Raw genomic sequence first — 21,246 nt, 5'->3', positions numbered from 1 at the left:
CGCAAAACCTCCCCTCCCCAAGGCATCGGGGAGGGGATTGAGGGGTGGGGTAAACGGCTGTGTAACAAAGCTTTGAGCTTAAGTTGACACGAATGAACATGTTGTGCCCCTACAGCCGATTTATTTGTTGAAAAGATTTTTAGAGAAATGGTTTCAGCGACAGCAAAAACTATTTCAGCGAGAGCATTTGCTGTTTTTGCGATCGCATTTACTATTTTGGCGATCGCATTTACTATTTCAGCGACAGCATTTGCTATTTCAGCGACAGCATTTGTTATTTTTGCGACAACATTTACTATTTCAGCAACAGCATTTGTTATTTTAGCGACAGCATTTACTATTTCGGGGACAGCATTTGCTGTTTTTGCGACAGCATTTACTATTTCGGCGATCGCATTTGCTATCCTAACAACTTATCTCCTTAAACTCCGCGGGTCTAATGCATCTCGCAAACCATCGCCGAGTAAGTTGAATGCCAGCACTGTCAGAATAATCAATATAGCCGGCGGCCAAATTAACCAAGGTTGCAAAACCATAATTGAAGCATTACTAGCCAGAGAAAGCATATTGCCCCAAGAGGGGTCTGGTTGTTGAATACCCAAACCAATCAGACTCAATATCGCTTCTGCACCAATAAAGCTGGGAACTGCCAGAGTCGCAGAGATAATTACATAGGTAGCTGTTTGCGGCAAAACATGGCGGACAATAATATAAAGCGGGTTACCGCCCATTGCCCGTGAGGCTTGCACAAATTCTCGCTCTTTAATTGATAGTACCTGTCCGCGAATTACCCGTGCTAAACCAGCCCAGCCAATAACCGAAGTAATCACCACAATTAACAAAAACCGCTGGGTACTGCTTAACCCAGGTGGCAAAACTGCCCCCAAGGTGACCAAAAGATAAATACTAGGGAAAGTCATTAACACTTCTGCCAAGCGCATGATGATGCTATCTGTCCAACCTCCGAAGTAGCCGGAAATTCCACCTATCAGCAAACCGAGAGGAAAGGAAATAGCAACGCCAAAAATTCCGATAAACATACTGATGCGGCCGCCATACAACAAGCGACTGAGTTGGTCGCGGCCTTGGTCATCAGTACCTAAAAGGTTAAATTTTACGCTATTTGTTGTGCCAAACAAATGCCAATTCAAGGGAATACCGGGAAAAATTGTAACTTCATCCCACTTGGGGGGTAGTGGCAAAGTTAGCTGTAACAATCGGTATTCTGCACCAGAGACAAATAGACGCAAGGGTGAGGGCTTTTTAAAGTCTACAATCAGTTCGCGATCGCCTGTTTCTAAATTCGTCTCTCCCTGAGTCGTCGGATAAACATGAGGCCCAATAAACTGCCCCGATTGAGAAACCCAATACACCTTAGTTGGTGGCAGCAATGAACCATTAGGCTGTGAGGCATAGGGGTCATAAGGGGCAATGAAATCGGCTGCAATTACCGCTATGTAGAAAATTAACAGCAAAATTGCCCCAAATCGTGCCAAAGGATTTTTCTTCAGTCGTCGCCACCAATCCATAGTAGTTAGAAGTTATGAGTTATGAGTTATGAGTTAGGAGTTCTGAGTTCTGATTTATCAAACTTTCATGTTTATCATAATTCATGGTTAATAATTCTTAACTCGCCACTCCCCACTTTTAACTCTTAACTCTTAACTCCTCTAAATACCGTTGTTGTTCTTCTTGTTGTCTTTCGTGTTCTACAACAAACACATTCGAGTAGAGATTAGCCAGAATTTGTTTTCCTTGTTGTGTCAGCGACAGATAATGCAGTCCTTCCTGGATATAGGGATATACCCCATTCCAGTAAAATTTCGCGTAGTTCTTACGTAAATCGGCAGGAGTTTTATAGCTCAAGACTTTATTCATGCCAGTTTCTTCAAACTCGTAGAATAAAGAATTAATTTTCTTTAAGTAACGTGGGTCGCTTAATTGCCCAATCAAATCAGCAGCACGTACTAATCCTGCAAAGCATTTTGTATCTTGCTGATCCTCCGCCGCAGGCACTGGAAATCGAGTTAATTCAATATTGCTTTTAATCGCATCCGCATCTATTAACTTGTGACCCCCAAAACGCTCATCAATAAACAGCTTTGCTCTATCGACATGATATGGCGTGAGGCTGGCATCAGAAGCCCCAGGAGCTAAAGAAATCATTCTGCCATTTTTACCTGTAGCATATAACCCTGCTGTTTCCCGGTCTTGTCGGCAAACCCCTTTAACGTAGCCAATATCATGGCTGACTAGGGAGATGATGAAATGCAGCCAATCTTCACTGGAAACACCACCTTCTCTGATGTGTTTGCCACGTAAAATTTCTTGCCCTACCAGAGTAACTAAGACAGTGTGTTCAACATTATGGTAAAGGGCGTCGCTATTGGCAATGTTTTCCAAAGCCATGCTACCAGCCCAGGCAATAATGTCCTGATAGTCATTTTTGAAGCAGCCATAGGTGCGACGGTAGCCTTCTCGAATTTGATTTACAAAGGCATCAATTAAAATTTCGGTGGCATTGAACATATCTGTTTGCTTTGGTATGTAATTTTTTATTCAGGGACTGGGGAGACAAGGGAGACAAGGGAGAAGATCCTCCCCCTCTGCTCCCTGCTCCTTTGCCTCTTTCCAAGCCCAATACCCTTGGTGTAATTTGGGACAATGCAGTTTGCTCTTTTTTAACTCAGGTTTAGATGTAGACGCTACCTTGACCTCTACTGCATTCCAGGATAAGCTTTGGATTTTCAGCAATACAAACGTTTCAGAGGGATTATGGATTGCGTAGTAAAATAACTAGCTAGTATAGCAAAGTACATTAACGTTTTTAATTTTAATTAGATAAATCCAGATTAGCTTTATCTATTAAATTTTTCATTTTTAACTCGCGAGCGGCAGTGATCTAAATACATATCCTCTGTGACGTAATACTCGACCGAGTGAAAAGCAATAGGTTAAAACTGACACAAAGATTTGGAGATAGCCGGACAAGGGAGAATTTTCAACTTTGGAAATTTGTCTTGCCACAATACTACAGTTAATAGATGAAATTACATTAGTTTGTATTTTAATTTACATTATTTTCTTATGTATTATTTAAGTAATTATTCTGTTAAATAATTATTGTTTCGTTATGTTATATACTCACGCATCCAAAACATATTGACTAAAAAATGCGCCGTTTTTGATATAAAGTAAATAAATTTCAAGTTTTCTTAAGAAAGTACTAACACTGGTAAACATACACAGGAATTGGAGGTGGCACTGTGAGCGATGAAAGTCTTTCAGAAGTTGAGGTGGAAGAACCTGTAACCTCTGAAGATGCTACCTTGCCAAACAAATGGGAGCAAAAACAAACCAGAACATGGTTAAAGCCATTATTCTTAGGTACAGGTTTAGGGATAGCGATCGCCTTTGGTAGTATGGCTGTATTCAGTCGTCTGCCATCTCGCCAACAAGGAGCGATCGCGGATAAAAAAGTTAACCCAGCGATGACAGTCACCATCGCCGCAGTGGAAAACGCCCGTGTTATGCGTACCCTGAAAACAACTGGTACTGTAACAGCCAGCGATCTAATTCCGGTGCTACCCCAGACAAACGGACTACAAATTAAAAGCATCCCTGAAAATGTCAAAGAAGGAGCTTTTGTCAAAAATGGTCAAGTGTTAGCCATATTGGATGATTCCGTACTCCAAAACCAAATTAGCCAAGCAAGAGCAGATGTGGAATCAAAACAAGCAGATGTCAAATCCCGACAAGCAGATCTGGCATCCAGACAGGCAGATTTGGCATCAAGTCAGGCAATAGTCCAGCAAAAACAAGCAGATTTAGCCCAAGCCCAGGCAAAGTTAGAGGAAGCAGGTAAGAATTATCAACGATATCAACAACTTGCCGACTCTGGAACCATTAGCAAACAAGAACTCGACACTCGTTCCTACGCAGTGAAAACTGCCATAGAAGTTGTGAATCTCGGTCAACAAAATGTCCGTAGTGCCAAAGCCAGCGTTAAAAGTGCCCAGTCGAACATTACCAACGCCCAAGCCAGCATCAACAAAGCCAAAGCCGATGTCAAAAGTAGTGCTGCTAGGTTGCAACAACTCCAAACTCAATTGGGGCAAACTGTAGTCCGTGCGCCGGTTTCTGGAGTCATCGCCGAGAAACTTGCTAGGGTTGGTGATGTTACTGGGGTGCCACCACAAACCCAAGTGGGAACTGTAGTTGGTGGTACACAAAAGCTATTTTCGATTATTCGGGATGAAAAACTAGAGCTTCAAGCAAAAGTGCCTGAAACTCAACTCACACAGGTAAAAGTTGGTGCATCGGTGCAAATTACTTCTGATGTCGATCGCCGCGTGCGATCGCAAGGACGAGTCAGGGAAATACAACCACTAGTAAACGATCAAAGACGTGAGGCTATAGTAAAAATTGACTTACCACCAACAACTCCCCTCAAACCAGGAATGTTTGCCCGTGCTGCAATTACTACCAGTTCAGCCATCAGTATGGTAGTACCGCAAAAAGCAGTGCAGTCCCAAGCAGACTCAAGTGTAATCGTATTTACCATATCGGCTGAGGATACAGTCCGCAGCCAAAAAGTAGAGTTAGGAGATCCTGCTAACGATGACAAAGTAGAAATCAAAAGTGGCTTGCAATTAGGCGAACGTGTAATAGTTGATGGTGCACCATATCTCAAAGATGGCGACAAAGTGCGAATTGTAAATTAGGGCATGAGGCATAGGGCATGGGGCATAGGAAGAGGACAAGGGGAAAGATTAAATTTATTCCTTTTCCCTTTTCCCTTTAACCTTTTCCCATACCCAATGCCCAATGCCCAATGCCCAATGCCTAATAACTAATCTAAAATTTCCCAATGTCTTTTAATATCTCTGCTTGGTCGATCAAAAAACCTGTTCCGACGATAGTTTTATTTTTAATTTTGACGATATTGGGTTGGTTTTCCTTCATGTCCTTAGGGATTGATACGAACCCAAATATTGATGTGCCGGCAGTTGTGGTAAAAGTCACCCAACCGGGTGCAGGGCCGACGGAACTAGAATCGCAAGTAACGAAAAAAATTGAAGATGCTGTTGCTGGCTTGGGCAATATCGATAATATGATTTCCAAGGTCAGCGATGGTAGTTCTCAGACGACAATCAATTTTGTTTTGGGTACAGATAGCGATCGCGCCACTAATGATGTCCGCAATGCGATCGCTCAAATTCGCCAAGATTTACCCCAAGATATCAATGACCCAATTGTCGAACGTCTGGAATTTTCTGGCGGCCCCATCGTTACCTACGCCGTGAAATCAGATCGCCGTTCTGTAGAAGAATTAAGCAACCTCGTAGACCAAACCATTAGCCGCGCCTTATTGGGAGTTCCTGGTGTCGCACAAATTCAGCGTATCGGTGGAGTCGATCGAGAAATCCGCGTTAACCTCTATCCAGACCGCTTGCAATCTTTAGGTATCACCGCCACCCAAGTAAACGACCAAATCCGCGCTTTAAACATTAACTTACCTGGAGGACGTGCCGAAGTCGGTGGTAGCGAACAAAGTATTCGCACCCTTGGAAGTGCTAGCAATGTCGATATTTTGAAAACCTACGAAATCATCTTACCAACAGGTGGTTCCGTACCCTTATCCAGTTTGGGAACTGTAGAAGATAAGTTTGGGGATATTCGCCAAGCCGCCTATTTAAACAATCAACCCGTTGTAGCTTTTCAGGTGTTGCGTAGTACTGGCAGCGTCCTGGTGACCGTGGAACAAGGAGTAAAAGCAGCTGTTAAAGAACTGGAAAAAACACTCCCTCCAGATGTAAAAGTCGATTTAATTTTTACAAGAGCCGATGTTGTCCGTCAATCTTACCAAAGCACCATTGATGAATTAATTCAAGCTTCGGTGTTGGCTGTCATCGTGATTTTAATATTTTTACGTAGTTGGAAAGCCACATTAATTACCGCCGTTGCTTTGCCCTTGTCAATGATTCCCACCTTTGCAGTGCAGCAGGCTCTTGGTTACACCCTCAACAACATGACTTTGTTGGCATTAGCCTTGGCGGTGGGCAATTTAGTTGATGATGCCGTGGTGGAAATTGAAAACATGGAACGACACATGGCAATGGGGAAATCAGCTTGGGAAGCAGCTTTTGACTCTTCTGATGAAGTCGGATTGGCGGTAATCGCAAGTTCGGCGACGATTATTGCTGTGTTTTTGCCCGTTGCTTTTATGGGTGGGATTCCGGGGCAATTTTTCCAACCATTTGGGGTTACCGTTGCCGTTTCCACAATTTTCTCAACCCTTGTAGCGCGGATGATTACGCCGATGATGGGGGCGTATCTGTTGGAAGAGAAGCAGGATAGGGAGCAGGGGGGCGGAGGGGCAGGGGGGCACAAGGGTAGGGGAGTAATAAAATTCTTTAATTTTAAATTTACACTTCCAGGTAGCGGTAACGGTAGCAAAATCGCAACAACTCGGCGTTTTCAACCTTATAGATCGCTGCTCCAGTGGGCGTTACGGCATAGATTGACAACAATGGCGATCGCCTTAGCTTTTTTCGTTGCCAGTGTGATGCTAGTTCCTTTAATTCCCAAGGGTTTCGTTGATGATGGTGACTTTGGAATTTCCAACGTCACTATAGAACTACCTCCTGGTTCCACTTTGGCAGATGTTAACAAAGTAGCAACACAAGCCACTGACCTCATCCGCCAAAACCCAGTAGTTGCAGGGGTACTCGCAACAGAAGAAATAAATTCTGCAACCTTGACTATTAATCTCAAACCCAGAGAAGAAAGGGATATTTCCCAAAAACAGTTTGAGGAACAAGTACGCCCTAAATTTTTGCAAATACCAGGAGCGAGAATTAGTTTTCAAAGCCAGTCACCAGGTGACAGCCGCAAAGGTTTATCAATTGTCCTCAGAAGTGAAAATCCCCAAGCATTAAATCAAGCTGCTGATGCTTTAGAAAAACAGATGCGAAGCATACCGGGATTGGTGGAAGTTTCCTCAACTGCAAGTTTGGTGAAACCAGAGATTTTAGTAATTCCAAACCCGCAACGGGCCGCAGATTTAGGAGTGACAGTGCAAGCGATCGCCCGCACTGCTTCCCTTGGTACCATTGGCGACAACGATGCCAATTTAGCAAAATTTAATTTGAGCGATCGGCAAATTCCCATTCGCGTGCAAATCGACCCCGAAGCACGAGCTGACATCAACACAATTACAAATCTCCAAGTCCCCACCCAAAATGGTAAACTAGTCCCCCTCGTAGCAGTAGCAGATATCCATTTTGGTAGCGGCCCTGCTACCATCAACCGCTACGATCGCTCCCGCCAAGTAGCTGTAGAAGCCAACCTCCAAGGTATTTCTTTAGGACAAGCAGTAGAAACAATCAACAAACTACCTGCAATGCAAAACTTACCCCCAGGAGTAGTACAGCAACCTTCAGGTAGCGCCAAAATTATGCAAGACATTTTCAGCCGTTTTGGCAGCGCGTTGGGACTAGCATTAATGTCTATCTATGCAATTCTGGTGCTGCTGTATAACAACTTTCTCCATCCGTTATCGATTATGGCAGCTTTGCCGTTTTGTTTAGGCGGCACATTGGTAGCGTTAATGGTTGGTCAAAAACCTTTAGGAATATATGCCTTAATTGGTGTTGTGTTACTGTTAGGAATTGTCACTAAAAACTCGATTTTGTTAGTAGACTATACCATCATCAACATGCAGGAAGGCAAAAACCAACGTCAAGCGCTAGTAGAAGCTGGCGTGTCGCGTTTGCGCCCGATTATCATGACTTCCCTAGCAACCATCGCAGGTACTCTGCCTTTAGCATTGGGAATTGGCACCGGTTCTGAAGTCCGCCAACCAATGGGAATTGCCATTATGGGCGGTTTCACAACTTCCACCCTGTTAACACTGGTGGTAGTGCCAGTGATATTTAGCTACATTGACAACTTCCAAACTTGGATTATGGATACACTGCGCTATGGATTTGGTAAGAAACCACCGCAGCAATAAGGAGTGTTGACCAAATAATTATTAAGTAGAAGGACTAAATTAAACCTAACTTGAGATTACCGGGTTTCGACTCCCTTCGACTCCGCTCAGGGCAAGTCGCTCAAGCCTCGTTTTCTCAAAGGTCGAGCATTGAGCGCAGTCGAAATGCGTCTTCTAAATGATTGTGTCCACTTACTTAATTCATAATTCATAATTAAAATGAATTAGTTTGACTGTTGACAGAGGACTGTTTGTTGAGTGAGGAGTTATTATTCTCCCTCATCTCCAATGCTCCATGCCCAAATTTGTGCGATCGCACATCATCACTGCGATCGAATAAACTTTCGGAGCTAGTTGCAATGTTAAATAGTTAGGAGTTAATCTGACAAATGCCTAACCCACTATACGATCGCGATTTACAATTATGGATTGAGCAAACCATTCAACAGTTACAAAATCATGATTTTGAGGCGTTGGATATTGAGCATTTGATTGAGGAGCTGGTTGATTTGGGCAAAGCAGAGAAAAATGCCCTCAAAAGTAATCTCACAATTTTGTTGTCGCATTTACTCAAGTTACCAGTTCAGTATGATGTACCCGATACAATGAAAGGCAGCTGGTATACCTCAATACTTGAACATCGCCAACGAGTTGTCAATAATTTGGCAGATACTCCTTCTTTAAAAAATTTTTTAGTAGAAGCGGTGGAAAAAGCCTACCCAGATGCTCGCAAGCTAGCCATTAAGGAAGGTAAGCTAGCTAAGTTTGGAGTTCGGATACCCCAAGAAAGTGAATATCCCACAGTCTGCCCTTTTTCCATCGACCAAATTCTAGATGAAGATTTTTACGGACTGTAGGTTTACGTCTCAAGGATGGACAGGTTGACCGAAAAGTTCTACAATCTGAACTGATTGCGGTAATTTTACCTATTGCCCAATCGATATATGCATAGTAAAGATTTTCTAGTGATTCCATTTGATTGTGGAAGCACTAAATTAATATAGGAAAGTCTTGAAGAAAGGACAGCAAACAAATGGATGTCAAGCTGATTCTAGCTGGTTTAACAGTTATATTTACGGTTTCGTGTCTATTTTTTGGCACGAAAAACGGATTCTATGACTCAGATAACTATCACGGCAATGGTTCGGCGCATTAAGAGAAATTTGTAGACGCTGGGGCAACTTTCCGTAGGGTAAGTTGGCTAAGAGCGCTCATAACTTTCACAGGGAAAACAGGCAAGAGGCAAGGCTCCTTGAGCTAGTAGTTTGATAGCTCTCTCGTTATCCAACTTTTCCGAACTCGTGCGGGTTCGGTAGAGGCGTCCTCCCCAATCAAAAATCCGTATTCTCAGGGTGTAGGGGCGCATGATAAAACTTACCCCTAAGTCACAAAACCGAAATTTGTGCAATTTTTGGGTTTTGGGATATGTCCATGACGATGAGGTTTGAGGGGAGGAGAGCATGAGGGATAATCTGTCGGCATCCTCTCGCGTAGATGCTGGGGAAGCGGGTAGTGAATTAGAATGTTTGCCCTATAGCGTTCAGCATCACGATGAGGGCGTGTGTTTATTAGTGAAGATGGGGCCACACCGCATTTTGTTAGATTGTGGTTTGGAGGACATCTCATCGCTGGGGAGGGGGCTTGGCAAGTCGGTACGTGGAGCGAGTCCGCCCCTACCAGCAGATTTAGTTTTAGTTAGTCACGCCCACCCAGATCACGCCAGAGGCTTACTGGCACTGCACAAAGCTTTTCCTAAGTTACCCATTTATGGCAGCGAAGTAACCAGTAAGTTACTGCCACTGAATTGGCAAGATCAAGACCCCGAAAAAATCTCTCAATTTTGTCACGCTTTGCCGTTGCGATCGCCAGTGGAATTCCAAGACGGTCTAGTGGCAGAATTATTTCCCGCAGGGCATCTACCAGGAGCAGTGGCAATTCTCCTCACCTACACCACCCAACACCGTAGTTACAAGCTACTGTATACAGGGGACTTTTTCTTATCCAACTCCCGCCTAGTAGAAGGTTTGCGTTTAGAGGAATTACGGGGCTTAGACTTGGATGTGCTAATTATTGAAGGCACTTATGGCACATCCCGCCATCCCCATCGCCGCAACCAAGAAAATCAATTAGCAGAGCGAATTAATCGAGCGATCGCCGAGCGTTGTTCTGTAATTCTCCCCACCCCCGCTTTAGGGCTGGGTCAAGAACTATTGATGCTCTTGCGCTCTCATCACCACTTCACTGGACGAGATTTAGATATCTGGGTGGATGGTGCCGTCGCCACTGGCTGCGACGCTTACCTAGAACTGCTGCCCCACCTCCCCCCATCAGTACAGAACTTTGCGCGCCATCAACCTTTATTTTGGGACGAACGGGTGCGTCCGCGGGTGCGTCGTTTGCACCCAGAAGAACGTGCCACTGTTGGCAAGTCTCCTTGTATTGTCCTAACTGATTCGACAGCTGATTTACGCGAACACTGCCAACTTAATACCGGCCCTTGGCTGATCCTCGTACCAGAAAAAATTGATATAAAACTTAACAAAAAATATTTAGCACCCACCACTGTCGAAAGCTACCTCTTAGCTCAGCATAGTGATGGCCCTGGTACTACGCAACTAATTCATAATTTGCGACCCCAGCACGTGATTTTTGTCCACGGTTCTCCTGCCTACTTAGCCGACCTCACAAGCTTAGAGGAGTTACAAAACCGCTATCACATACATTCTCCAGCGGCTGAGACTTTGGTGGAATTGCCCATTGGCGATACGTTCTTGCAACCCGCAGCCCCAGAGACGAATTACGAAGGCGAACTGACGGAGTTAGGAACAGTAGTTACAATCACCCTCCCCGATGCCATCACAGCCGATCCTCGCTGGCAACATTTTGCTGATACTGGCTTAATCGAAGCTCGCTGGCAAGGGGAGGAACTAGTATTACGGGGATTGTCTCAGCGAGAACTGCTCAATCAAAATAGCGATCGCTATACATGGACTGATGTAGACTGTTGCGGTACTTGCCGACATCAAAGGGGGCAGCGGTGTTGGAATCCAGCTTCCCCATTGTATAACTTTAAGGTAACTTTAGAAGGTTACTGTCCTGCTTTCGAGCGGTTAAATGATAGTCAATAGTCATTTGCCCTCTCTTACAAAGTTCCGAGCGGAGGTTTCCTCCGATCGGACTTTGCGCTTTGTCCTTCGTCATTTGTCCTTTGTCATTTGTGTTTGCAAATAATAAATGACCAATGACTAATGACCAATGACCAATGACTAATGACTAATTATTCAGGATTGGAGTCAGTGTAACGATTGCGGATGCGTTCGGCTTCGGGACAATCCTCTGTCAGGAGAGGTTCCACATTTCCGCGTGGCACTGAAGCTAACTTTTGTGTTACAGCACCGATGCTCTCAAGACGAACCATTTCTTCCCAAGAACAAATTTCGTCCTCTTCGTCTGTTTCATAGCGCAGGGTTACTAAATCTCCCTCTATGTCTATGATGCGGGCACGCTCAATCCAGCGTTGCTGATCCCGCAAGAAAACACATACCTCCCGCCCGTCGCAACACAGTTGATAAATCTTGCGGTGTAGCATGTACTGCTTCTGCCTTTTTAAACAACGTAGTTAAACCTGTCAAAATCTGGGTTTGACCCCATTAGATTACACCCTTAAGAGATTAATTTCACGGTTGAGAACAAGTACGCCTCATAACCCTATCTCAAGATTTGCTTGTAGTTGTCAGAATCTAGGATATTTTGGGTCATCAACCAATGGTTGCCTTACCAGTGAACTCAATCTCTTTCGGGCTTTTAGGGAATGTTTGCTTCATAGAAGTCGAACAAGTCAGGATTTCTCCTCGCAAGGTTAATATTTGCTGGTGAGTCCTTTCTACCATTATGTAATAAAAAATACTGAGAAACAAGCGTTGATTGCGGTTGTTTAATTTGCCTACTTGTAGTCATTGGCATTATTAAGAAGTCCGGGGACTTGGCTTTACTTTTACCCCTGTGTATTTGATCTTAACTCATTCTCTTGCTGACCTTGATGATTTTCAAAAACAACACACAAAGAGTTTTGAGTTTTCAGGTTTTTGCTTGCACAAGAGTTGGAGAAAGATGGAAAAGAGGACACGGGGACACGGAGGAACAAGGGGATGGGGAAGTGAGGACACACAGACAAGAAGAGAAGCCTGAGGTCGGTTTGGGGCGAACAAAACTTGGGAGGAAAGACTTGTTGCGATTTTTCCCTTTTCCTCGTTCGCGCAGCGTCTCCAACAGAAGAAGTTTGGATGCTTGCGGCAAAGCTTCTATGTCGAAAGGCTTGGCTCCAACTTCTATTTTTGTCTCCTTGTCCCTGTGTGCCTTACTACCCTTATATAAGTATCAAAAAGATTTATTCGGTAGAGGTAATTCCATTAGCATATTGGACGAGGATGCTTCTCGTTTAATTTGACCTGTGCGAACTGCATCGTATAGGCCTGCGAGGGCTGACAAATCCTCTGAGTTGTAGCATTTAGTAGCCAGCACTTGATGGAGTAAACCTTCAGATTCAACACTAAGATATCCAGTTTGAAAAGCAGATTCAACGATTGTGCGAATCATCTTGATTAGGCCAGAGTGAGCGATTTATAACATCCAGTGTGGAATATTTCCCTCTGCTCCTAATTGATATGGAACATGAATAATATGTGATTATCATTACATGTGTTTAGTGATTTACATCACAGTAAAGATTGATATATAAGTTGTTGGCGCATTTAGTATGTACTATACGCGCATAGATGAATACAAAGATTTTCAGTAGCTTTGCTGTTTAGATCGATCGATCGTTGGTGATTTAAGAATATTAAAATATAGTAAAACTTTGAGGCAAGCATTCTAAATAATAGTTAAACAAATAGTTAAACAAAGGCAATCAAGCAAAGAACTGGCGAAAATCCTCATCTTTTTGACTCAATTGCACCCAGTCGAGGTTCAAGGACTGGAATTTTTGCACCAAGCGATCGCAAGCAGGACGTTCGGTAGCATAATGTCCGGCGTCGATTAAAATCAGATTGCGATCGCGGCTTTCTTGAAATTGATGAAATTTGCAGTCAGAAGTTAGGTAGGCTTGGGCGCCAGCTTTGCTAACTGCTGAAATGAAACTAGCTCCCGAACCACCCAAAACGGCAACTCGTGAAATTATTTGCTGTAAATTAGCTGTTGGTGAAAAAATTAAATTTGGAGGAGCAAGTCTGGTTTGAATTTTTGTTAGTAATTCCTCTAGTGTCATCGATGGCTCTAGCAAACCAACACGACCATATCCTAATCCAGGCTGTGTAGGTAATATGGGAGTAACTTGTTGAAGTTGCAAAATTTGAGCCAAGACATCAGCAGTACCATCGTCTACTTGGTCAAAATTCGTGTGGGCGCTGTAAATACCAATATTATTGGTAAAAGCCAAGCGTGCCATTTCTGCGATCGCCTCACCACTGTGTAAGGACTTGGGAGGTGTAAAAATCAGAGGATGATGGGCAAAAATTAGATTAGCATTTAAAGCGATCGCTTCGTGCATTACTGCTAGAGTTGGTGTCAAACACACCAATACTCGTGCTCTTTCCTGCAACACTCCAGGCTCAATCTGCCAGCCACAATTATCCCAGCTTTCACACCAAGCGGGATTTGCCCATGCTTCAAACCAAGTAATTAAATCAGCAATTTTCATCATTAATATTAATTTTTAAGTTGTAATTTCTGATTGCTAATCAGTGTTTCTGTGGTTGAATATCTAATTTTAATGCTATTTGCTGACGTATTTCTTGGAAAGGTTTATTCCATACAGGGCTAGCATTCCAGTTCCATACTGCTACGGGAATCAGTTCTTCCTGGGCAAGATAAGTTAACAAACGATATTCATCTTTTGGTTCGCGAGAAAAGGAGAAGGGATTGCGGTAGCCCGTGTCACACAATTTATAATAAGTAATTTGACCGTGGCTAATACGTTGTATCAGTTCCTTACCTTTAGTCAGTAAATAATCAAAAAAAACTAAGCTAAAAGGTTCTATATGTGCACGATTTTGCGGATCTTTCTGTACCCATCTTGCCCAATCAAATCCATATAGAAAGTCGTGGACGTAGCGAAAGCGAATTTCTGTGTGAATTCCGAACATCTCTGTCAGGGAAACCATCTTTTCACAAAAAGTCTTTAAAAAAGAAACAGCACCTTCCTCTGCTACTAAAGCCTGTCTCAGCATACTACTTACCAAAAAATCAAAATCCCAGAATATGTTTTCTGGAAAATTTTGCAACTGGCTATCAACTATACATTCCAAAGTTTCCTGAAGAGTTGTGATAATTTGGATGTCGGTATTTTCTTCGGCAATTAAATTACCCAATTCCGCAAAACTGGTAATTATTTTTTTTTCGGGATTCAGTGACAAAAGATTAACAGAGTACTGGGCAAGTATTCGATCGATAACTTGGAAAGTATGAGTCGGTGTTAGTTCTTGCTTCATAGTAATTGAAATAGCCCGCCCAACTGACATTAAGTATTAGTTTATCTTTAAATAAACAAATTATTAAAAAACTATAAACAAACTTAATTTTTTATTTACAAACTGATACACACAAAATTTTCAGTATGTATATGGTTTATTTCTATGAAGATTTTGCACCAAAAAGGGATTACAGCAAGGTTTATAATATTCTATCCAAAGGCTAGGCAGTAACAACAGAGTATTTAAACTCTATAAAGTTGCGCTTTAAACAAATTAAATTTGATAATTTTTATCCAGAAATGTGGACAACTAATTCCCTTGAATGGCTGCGCTGGCGGTGTTCCCAAATATAAATTCCCTGCCAAGTTCCCAGTACCAAATGGCCGCGATTGATGGGGATATGTTCAGAAGTGTGAGTGAGGGCTGTACGAATATGTGCTGGCATGTCATCGGCGCCTTCTGCATCGTGAATATATTTAGCTGATTCTGGCACTAGTTTTGCCATAAAATTAGCTAGATCGACAAGAACATCAGGATCGGCGTTTTCTTGGATAACTAAGCTGGCTGAAGTGTGGCGTAAAAATAAAGTGCAAAGACCAGTTTCAACACCCGATTCTGCAACGATCGCTTCAATTTTATTAGTGATATTGTAAAAAGATTTACCAGTGGTGGTAATTCTTAATAACTTTTGGTAGTGACTCATTTGAAACAATAATTATTGGTGACAGGAAAAGTTAGTTGCCAGTTCAATTTACTTGCTTCTGATTTTTATTATAAGTCTCTCTCAAGTTCGCCAACATATGTAAATGATATTCTTGAAGTGAAAACCCCAAATATCTATTTTGAAAATCTTCAGTTTCTAGGTTGCGACTGACAAAAAATTTACGTGGTAATAAAGCCCAGATTAGTAGCAGAAAGTTGAAAAGCAATAACAATGTTTCTAATACACTGAAAGAGCTATATTTGGTAATTAGTCTAGATATTGTTAGAAAACTTAATAATGCTGTGTTTGTTACAAACAAGATGTTCATCTGAGCGATTAAAACTTGGCGTTCTTCCTTTTGTCTTTCAAGGATTCGACGTACATCTTGGGCAGCTAATTCTAACGTTTCTTTATCTATTGTTGAACTTTCCATTATTGATTTTAATTTGACTGAAAATAATTAATTACAGCCTGAGCGATCGCTTCATTACCATCCTTAGCAATTGGTTGGGATTGCTTTGGTGGTTGGGGTGACTCACGCAGAAAATTCCAAGTCCCTTCAAAAAAGTCAGCAGGAGTAATAATTTGATGTTGGTTGTAGTTAGTTATGCCTTCTATTAAATAACTTGCTTCAGCAAAATCTTCACGCACAAGAGTAACTAACGGTACTTGTAATTTTGTGGCTTCAGCAAAAGTACCGTAACCAGGTTTGGAAAAGACTCGCCCGCAAATGGGCATAAAATCTACAGGACGGTATTTGCGGTCATTAATTTTTACTAAATTTGGTAGATCGGGGGCAGATGCATCGAAAACAATGAATTGCCAATCTGGGAATTGTTTTAAATTATGATAGGGAATTTGCTGTAAACCCAAGCCACCAAAAGTTAATAAAATAGTTTTTTCGACTGGTGTAGTTATTCTCCAAAGAGAGCGTAAATCATCAAGGGGATAATGGGGAGAACCACCTGTTAAGCCAATATCTGTGATATTGTTAAAAGCTTGCATTTCTTCGTGGAAAGGAAGACGAAAGAGGCGATCGCACTTTGAATACCAATCACTAATCCAGTCTGCAACTGCTAAAAATTCACCTCCCCAATCTCGATAAATCAAGTCCCAACCAAAGTTACTAATCATCCAGCAGGGAATGTTTGCAGCATTCGCAAATCCAGAAGCAAGAAAGGGAATATCTGCCAAGATGAGATTCACGCGATTTTGACGAATAAAGTTAACTTCTGAAGCAATTAACGAATTTTGATGCTTTTTAATATCCAGCAACTTTTCTAAAGTCGCTGCTTTATCCATTGTTAAACTGTCTGCTTGCACCACACCCAAATCAAATGCACGGGGACGATAGATAAAATCGCCTTCTATGTAGCACTCTAACAACCAACGCGGCGCAGTGGTCACCATAATTAGCAGAACTTCTGGACATAACTTTTGAATTGTTGCAGCTACAGAAGCCATGCGGGTAGCATGACCGAATCCGTGGTTAGTGATGGCTAAATATAAAATTGGGCGTTCCATTTTTAAGTTTGTCATTGGTCATTGGTCATTGGTCATTGGTCATTTGTCATTGGTCATTTGTCATTAGGAGTTAGAATTTTAATTCCAACTCCTAATTGTTAGTTATTAACTTTTAACTATTTTTGCAAAAAGTTTGAATCGCCTCAATTAATTGGTCGATTTCCGATTCTAAAGTAAAGTAATGAACGGTGAGCCGGATACAGCTAGGGTTGGCAATTGTACGAGTTAATATTTTTTGTGAGTCTAAAAATTCGACTAATTTAAGATGAGCTTGAGCCTGATTATTTGTCAGTTCAAAAGAGACTATGCCGCTTTCTGGTGGAGAAGTTCGCAGACATTTAACATCGGTTAACGTTGCTAGCTTTTGCCAGAGATACTCACTGTTGTGACAAATTTGTTCGTAACGTTCTTGTGAGGTTCCCCATTGTTGATGGATAGCGATCGCCTCCCGCAAACCGACATACAAAGGATAAGCTACTGTAGAGACTTCATATCGTCGCCCATCGCGAAGCCAATCCACAGGCTGAGATTGGCTATCGACAACAATGCCATTCAAGCCAATAAATGTAGGTTTGAGGCTTTCTCGCGCTTCTGGTCGCACGTACAAACCCCCTGCACCAGCAGGGCCGCATAACCATTTGTGACCGGTGAAAGCATAAAAATCTACTCCCAATTCAGTCAAGTTTAAAGGCAATAAACCAGCAGATTGGGCAGCATCTATTAATAATGCAGAATGATTATTTCTGCATACTTCGGCAATTTTATCGAGAGGTAAAACCTGACCTGTATTCCAGAAAACATGGCTTAATATTACTAGGCGGGTGTTGGGGCGCAAATGCCGGGTAATAACTTTTACGGGGTCGCCTTCATTTAAAGTTGCCTTTAGGGGACAGGTACTAACTTCTACAGAGAATCGCCTGCTAATTTCTTGGGCTGTGGCAATCACGCCTGGGTGTTCGCAATCTGAGATTAGTATATGGTCGCCAGCCCGCCATTCTAGACCCCACATAGCGATATTACAGCCAACAGTGACATTCTGAGTCAGGCTGATTGTATCAGTTGGGATCTGGAACTCGGAAGCGATCGCAGCTCTAGCAGCTTGCACTTGCGCCCTTAGCCAGCGATATGCCTCATTACCAAAGGGGCCTATATGCTGAAGATCGGCTTGAGTTTGAGCGATCGCATCCATCGCCCCAAGAGGCATCGGCCCTTGTCCTCCATAATTAAAATAAGTCTTATTAGATAATGCCGGAAATTGCTCTCGATGGCGATGCAATCTGGTTTGTGCAACAGAACTAGTGGCCATATTAATTTTGGATTTTGGATTAGTCATTAGTCATTTGTTAACAGCCAACAGCCAACAGTCAACTCCCATTCCATTATTAATTGTCTGAGCCACCCCCAGAGAGTGCTAATTGTTGTTAACTTAAAGAAATGCTGATTAATGCTGAACTCCTACTGCAATACCAACGGTGTAAACGCCGATCTTTTTTAGATATCCACGGTGACAAAGGTCAGCGTGATGCTCCGAATGAACTATTGGGGAAACTCCAACAAGACAAAATTGCTCATCAACTGAGTAATTTGGCACAGCTGACTTACCAGCAGCCTGATTATCCATATGGAAGTTGGAAAGCCGGAGAAAAGGCAACTTTAGAATTGATGCAACGAGGAGTTGAGTACATCTATAAAGGAGTGTTGTCAGCAACTTATTCTGAAGCATACACCTTACTGAGTCGTCCAGATTTACTGGTTAAACAGCCAGGACAATCTCATTTTGGAGATTGGATGTATGTGCCGGCTAGTATTGAACTCGGTAAGCGTCCTAAACAAGAATATCAAGTTGTGGCCGCGTTTCATGCCCAAGTTTTGGCAACAGTCCAAGGAGTTGTACCCGAAACAGCTTTGTTGATTTTGCGAACTAAAAACACTAGTTATGCGGTGGATTTGTTTAAATGGACGCCACAAATGCAGCAAATTCTGGAAGAATTTATTCAAGTTTTAGAGTTACCAAATCCGCCAGAGGTGTTTATTTCTCGACAGAAGTGTAATCTTTGTCATTGGTATAGTCAATGTTATGCGATCGCTCAAACTCAGCAACATCTCTCACTCTTACCAGGTGTAACACCCATTCGCTACACTCAACTCCAAACCTTAAATATAACTACACTGGAATCTCTCGCCAACACCAGTCCAGCCATTCTCGAAAACCTAGTTGGTTTTGACAGCCAAGTAGCGGCGAAGTTAGTAGTGCAAGCTCAATCTGTACTGCAAAAACGACCTTTAATTTTACCGTATCCGCTACCAAAGGAAAATATTACATTCACAGCACCTATAGAGCTTTACTTTGATATTGAGGCACAACCAGACTTGGATTTAAATTATCTTTTGGGTGTTTTGGTGGTAGATAGAGTTGCCAACACAGAACAATTTTATTCTTTTTTAGCAGATAAACCAGAAGACGAAGAATTAGTTTGGCAGCAATTTTTGAATTTGGTTTGGCAATATCCCCAAGCACCAATTTATCATTTTTGTGTGTATGAATTTGATACAGTCCAACGGCTGGCAAAGCTTTATAATACTCCTTACTCCTCCGTGCGTCCCGTACTGAATAGATTTGTCGATATATACGAACAATTAACCCAAAGCGTAGCATTGCCTGTAGAAAGCTATGCTCTCAAAGCGATCGCTCGTTGGTTGGGATTTGAGTGGCGTAATAAAGAAGCTAGTGGAGCTAAGTGTATTCACTGGTACGAGCAATGGTTAAAAACAGGCGATCGTACTTTATTAGAAAGTATCCAAAGCTACAACGAAGATGACTGCCGCGCCACCCGCCTAGTTAAAGACTGGCTCGTTCAGTTTTTCGAGGATGAATATGCTTGGCAACTCGCTTAATTAGTGCTAAATCCTAATGAGGAGTGGGGAGTGGGGAAAGAGTTTCTAATACCAATTCCGATGACATTTAGAGAAATTTGAATATGTTGCCGGATTAGAGAGAATTGGTATAATTACCCAGTCCCCAGTCACTTTTTAGTAATAGCTTTCCATGCGGTTAATTAAAAAAATCTTCGTATTCCCACGAATTATTTATTTTTTCATACCGATTCTAATTATTAGCCTCTTCTTCACAAACTTCCCTTCAACAGCTAGTGAAATCAGTAGTATAAAATTTATCGGAGAAGTTACTTTACCGAAAAATTTAACCTTCCAAAAAACTGAAGTTGGAGGTTTATCTGGAATTACGTATGATGCCAAGAATAACCTTTATTACGCGATTTCTGATGACCGCGGACAAAAAGGTAATACCCGTTTCTATACTTTGAAAATCGATTTAACCAAGGGTTCTCTACAAAAAAATGGAGTTACCGTTGTTAATGTTACTACTTTATTAAATGAAAACGGTGACAAATTTCCCCCTAGTACAACTGATACAGAAGGCATTGCTTTAACTAATAAAGGTACTGTATTTATTTCTTCAGAAGGCGATGTTGGCAAATTAATTAATCCTTTTATTAAAGAATTCTCCCTATCTTCTGGTAAAGAAATTAGAACACTTCCCATACCAAATAAGTTTTTGCCAGATAAAAAAGGTAAACAAGGTATCCGTAACAATTTAGCTTTTGAAAGCCTAACCATTACACCTGATGAAAAATATCTATTTACAGCTACAGAAAATGCTTTAATTCAAGATGGTTCAGCAGCGCAACCTAAAATCGGCAGTCCTTGTCGGATTTTGCAATATAACTTGCTCACCAACCAGCTAGAACAGGAATTTCTTTACCCAACTCAACCAGTAGCACAGTTTTTGAATTTGACGGGTAAGTTCGCTAGTGGATTACCCGATCTATTTGCTCTCGACGATGGAGGGCACTTTTTAAGTTTAGAACGGTCTTTTACAGGTTTAGGATTCGCTGTTTCTCTGTTTCAATTTTCTTTAGCAGGAGCCGATGATATCCACAATATTGATAGCCTTTTAGCAGTTGATTCCAAGAATATTAAACCTGTTCAGAAAAAACTATTGTTAGATTTAAGAACTCTAGATGTAGTCTTAGACAACATTGAAGGTCTAACTCTTGGCCCTAAGTTACCTGACGGACAGCGCTCATTAATTCTCATCAGCGACAACAATTTTAACTCTCTGCAACGCACCAAAATCCTAGCTTTTAAAATCAAAATTGAAACACCGCTAATGAGATTACTACGCCGCTTACTGCCGAATCTCAATCGTTAAGGTACACAGTTTGAAAAGTTAGATCCCCGACTTCTTTAAGAAGTCGGGGATCTGAATATGTAAATTTTCAGAAATTAAATAAGATTACTATATTTAGTTTTTCTGATTGTTACTGTGTATTCACGGAACCTAGAAGCTAAATTTATCTACTTTAATCGCACTTTCAGTGGAATTTCTCAACCGTATTCCTTAATAAATATGTTACACAATGTATAAGAGCTTTTGCAGAGAAGCGATCGATGCTTAAGAAAATAAATTTTTCTTGGAATAATTTATTAAAATATATCGTTCAATTCCTGTAAAAAAACCTAAATTTCTTTTT

17 protein-coding genes are annotated in these 21,246 nt (G+C 41.8%); 7 read left to right on the top strand and 10 right to left on the bottom strand.

Features of this window, described 5'->3' with window-relative positions; all coding sequences use genetic code 11:
• Window positions 1–103 precede the first annotated feature (103 nt).
• A complete protein-coding gene (locus NSTC745_RS32210) occupies window positions 104–325 on the top strand; it encodes a hypothetical protein (protein ID WP_445634653.1) in 222 nt (73 codons plus the stop codon).
• Between the two features lie 88 nt (window positions 326–413).
• Here the strand turns inward: NSTC745_RS32210 and NSTC745_RS32205 are convergent, their stop codons facing one another.
• Both NSTC745_RS32205 and NSTC745_RS32200 read right to left on the bottom strand, forming a co-directional pair.
• Entirely contained in the window at window positions 414–1,529 is a 1,116-nt protein-coding gene (locus tag NSTC745_RS32205; protein ID WP_445634652.1) for an ABC transporter permease, read from the bottom strand.
• 118 nt (window positions 1,530–1,647) lie between these two features.
• Entirely contained in the window at window positions 1,648–2,529 is an 882-nt protein-coding gene (locus NSTC745_RS32200; RefSeq protein ID WP_445634651.1) for an Npun_R2479 family HD domain-containing metalloprotein, read from the bottom strand.
• A gap of 737 nt (window positions 2,530–3,266) precedes the next feature.
• On the opposite strand from NSTC745_RS32200, the gene NSTC745_RS32195 reads away from it, so the two are divergent.
• The 4 genes from NSTC745_RS32195 (at window position 3,267) to NSTC745_RS32180 (ending at window position 11,124) form a co-directional block, all read left to right on the top strand.
• Complete coding sequence (locus NSTC745_RS32195) at window positions 3,267–4,724, top strand: efflux RND transporter periplasmic adaptor subunit (RefSeq protein ID WP_445634650.1); 1,458 nt, start codon at window positions 3,267–3,269, stop codon at window positions 4,722–4,724.
• A 146-nt stretch (window positions 4,725–4,870) separates the two neighbouring features.
• Window positions 4,871–8,017 (top strand): efflux RND transporter permease subunit, encoded by a 3,147-nt coding sequence (locus NSTC745_RS32190; RefSeq protein WP_445634649.1) that lies wholly within the window; start codon window positions 4,871–4,873, stop codon window positions 8,015–8,017.
• A gap of 368 nt (window positions 8,018–8,385) precedes the next feature.
• Window positions 8,386–8,853, top strand: coding sequence for a DUF29 domain-containing protein (locus NSTC745_RS32185; protein WP_445634648.1), 468 nt, complete (start codon window positions 8,386–8,388; stop codon window positions 8,851–8,853).
• Window positions 8,854–9,456: 603 nt separating this feature from the next.
• Complete coding sequence (locus NSTC745_RS32180) at window positions 9,457–11,124, top strand: MBL fold metallo-hydrolase (RefSeq protein ID WP_096537806.1); 1,668 nt, start codon at window positions 9,457–9,459, stop codon at window positions 11,122–11,124.
• 149 nt (window positions 11,125–11,273) lie between these two features.
• Here the strand turns inward: NSTC745_RS32180 and NSTC745_RS32175 are convergent, their stop codons facing one another.
• The 8 genes from NSTC745_RS32175 to NSTC745_RS32140 form a co-directional block, all read right to left on the bottom strand.
• On the bottom strand, window positions 11,274–11,585 hold the full coding sequence (locus NSTC745_RS32175) for a DUF6679 family protein (protein ID WP_096537805.1): 312 nt from the start codon (window positions 11,583–11,585) through the stop codon (window positions 11,274–11,276).
• A 788-nt stretch (window positions 11,586–12,373) separates the two neighbouring features.
• The gene (locus tag NSTC745_RS32170) at window positions 12,374–12,592 is read right to left on the bottom strand and encodes a hypothetical protein (protein ID WP_445634647.1); all 219 of its coding nucleotides are present in this window, start codon (window positions 12,590–12,592) and stop codon (window positions 12,374–12,376) included.
• Window positions 12,593–12,905: 313 nt separating this feature from the next.
• Window positions 12,906–13,694, bottom strand: a complete 789-nt coding sequence (locus NSTC745_RS32165; RefSeq protein WP_445638733.1) for a Nif3-like dinuclear metal center hexameric protein — start codon at window positions 13,692–13,694, stop codon at window positions 12,906–12,908.
• Between the two features lie 40 nt (window positions 13,695–13,734).
• A complete protein-coding gene (locus NSTC745_RS32160) occupies window positions 13,735–14,484 on the bottom strand; it encodes a hypothetical protein (RefSeq protein ID WP_445634646.1) in 750 nt (249 codons plus the stop codon).
• A gap of 271 nt (window positions 14,485–14,755) precedes the next feature.
• Entirely contained in the window at window positions 14,756–15,169 is a 414-nt protein-coding gene (locus tag NSTC745_RS32155) for a secondary thiamine-phosphate synthase enzyme YjbQ (protein WP_096537801.1), read from the bottom strand.
• Between the two features lie 43 nt (window positions 15,170–15,212).
• Complete coding sequence (locus tag NSTC745_RS32150; protein WP_445634645.1) at window positions 15,213–15,602, bottom strand: hypothetical protein; 390 nt, start codon at window positions 15,600–15,602, stop codon at window positions 15,213–15,215.
• A gap of 8 nt (window positions 15,603–15,610) precedes the next feature.
• Complete coding sequence (locus tag NSTC745_RS32145; protein ID WP_445638732.1) at window positions 15,611–16,693, bottom strand: glycosyl transferase; 1,083 nt, start codon at window positions 16,691–16,693, stop codon at window positions 15,611–15,613.
• 112 nt (window positions 16,694–16,805) lie between these two features.
• Complete coding sequence (locus tag NSTC745_RS32140; RefSeq protein WP_445638731.1) at window positions 16,806–17,999, bottom strand: aminotransferase class V-fold PLP-dependent enzyme; 1,194 nt, start codon at window positions 17,997–17,999, stop codon at window positions 16,806–16,808.
• A 128-nt stretch (window positions 18,000–18,127) separates the two neighbouring features.
• Here NSTC745_RS32140 and NSTC745_RS32135 point away from each other — a divergent pair, with 128 nt between their 5' ends.
• Window positions 18,128–19,588 (top strand): TM0106 family RecB-like putative nuclease, encoded by a 1,461-nt coding sequence (locus tag NSTC745_RS32135; RefSeq protein ID WP_445634644.1) that lies wholly within the window; start codon window positions 18,128–18,130, stop codon window positions 19,586–19,588.
• 151 nt (window positions 19,589–19,739) lie between these two features.
• Window positions 19,740–20,924 carry an esterase-like activity of phytase family protein gene (locus NSTC745_RS32130; RefSeq protein WP_445634643.1) on the top strand — a complete coding sequence of 395 codons (1,185 nt, stop codon included), beginning with the start codon at window positions 19,740–19,742 and terminating at the stop codon, window positions 20,922–20,924.
• Window positions 20,925–21,246: the final 322 nt, after the last annotated feature.

Source organism: Nostoc sp. DSM 114161, assembly GCF_052692665.1.
The sequence above is the reverse complement of the archived record's forward strand: the minus strand, read 5'-3'. Positions and strand labels throughout refer to the sequence as shown.